Origin of the sequence: [Clostridium] ultunense DSM 10521, from assembly GCF_000511955.1 — a bacterium.
In the GTDB taxonomy this organism is placed as follows: Bacteria; Bacillota; Clostridia; order Tissierellales; family Tepidimicrobiaceae; genus Schnuerera; species Schnuerera ultunensis.
Genome location: NZ_AZSU01000004.1, coordinates 3702 through 4846 on the forward strand (window position 1 = coordinate 3702; position 1145 = coordinate 4846).

Consider the following 1145-nt stretch of genomic DNA (forward strand, 5'->3'; position numbering starts at 1 on the left):
TATGACCTAACTTAGCGAACGATAGTGAGCAAAAGTTAAGTCAAACGCAACGAGCACCAAATCTATGTGAGCGATAGCGAGCAAATAGATTTGTGTAGCGAGACTGCGTACTCAATGTAGCAAACCAATAGAGTTAAGTCGAAGCAACAAAACCATAATAAAATACTATAAAAAAGCTTTACCCCATTTGTGAATGCTTTTGGAACAAATGGATGGTAGGTCAAACCAATGAATATTTGGTGGCGATGGCGAGAGGGGAACACCTGTAACCATACCGAACACAGAAGTTAAGCCTCTCAGCGCCGATGGTACTTGGGTGGTAACGCCCTGGGAGAGTAGGACGCTGCCAAATAAAACATTCCTAGGTAGCTCAACGGTGGAGCACCCGGCTGTTAACCGGTAGGTTGTGGGTTCGAATCCCACCCTGGGAGCCATTAAAACCGTAGTAGAAGGCGATAATTGCCGGGGTGGCGGAACAGGCAGACGCACAGGACTTAAAATCCTGCGGTCCTTTGGGATCGTACCAGTTCGATTCTGGTCCTCGGCACCATTATGACCTAATCCAAAGAGCATATCGAATTGTAGGTAGGTCAGTCAAACGCAAGGAGTACCAATAAAAAAATTCATCGCGGGATGGAGCAGTCTGGTAGCTCGTCGGGCTCATAACCCGGAGGTCGCTGGTTCAAATCCGGCTCCCGCAACCATTATTTATCCTGTAGGGTATAAGTTTAGAAGTGTCCGACAGGACCAACCATAATATCGACCTGAGCGTAGCGAAGGTATATGATTAGTAGTACTCGGAGGGGTGCAACCATAATAATCTGGCCCTATGGTCAAGCGGTTAAGACACCGCCCTTTCACGGCGGTAACCCGGGTTCGAGTCCCGGTAGGGTCACCATTATGACCTAATCCCATTTGCGTAATGCTTTTAAAGCAAATGCAAATGGATGGTGGGTCAAACGCAATGAATTCCCAAATTATGTGAGCGATAGCGAACAAATAATTTGGTGAATGAAACTGCGGGAAATGATTTAACTTAGCGAAGTGATAAGTGAACTTTGCGAGGGCGCATAGCTCAGTTGGGAGAGCACCTGCCTTACAAGCAGGGGGTCACAGGTTCAAGCCCTGTTGTGCCCACCATTTAT

Annotated in this window: 5 tRNA genes and 1 rRNA gene; all 6 read left to right on the top strand. The window is 47.2% G+C overall.

From position 1 onward, the window contains the following. Window positions 1–235: 235 nt before the first annotated feature. A 5S ribosomal RNA gene (gene rrf, locus CUL_RS0111380) occupies window positions 236–352 on the top strand. Between the two features lie 7 nt (window positions 353–359). Then, window positions 360–434: transfer RNA gene (locus CUL_RS0111385), tRNA-Asn, on the top strand. A gap of 27 nt (window positions 435–461) precedes the next feature. Beyond that, window positions 462–550: transfer RNA gene (locus CUL_RS0111390), tRNA-Leu, on the top strand. 77 nt (window positions 551–627) lie between these two features. After that, a tRNA-Met gene (locus CUL_RS0111395) sits at window positions 628–704 on the top strand. 119 nt (window positions 705–823) lie between these two features. Next, window positions 824–898: transfer RNA gene (locus CUL_RS0111400), tRNA-Glu, on the top strand. A gap of 166 nt (window positions 899–1064) precedes the next feature. After that, a tRNA-Val gene (locus tag CUL_RS0111405) sits at window positions 1065–1140 on the top strand. The last annotated feature ends 5 nt before the right edge of the window (window positions 1141–1145 follow it).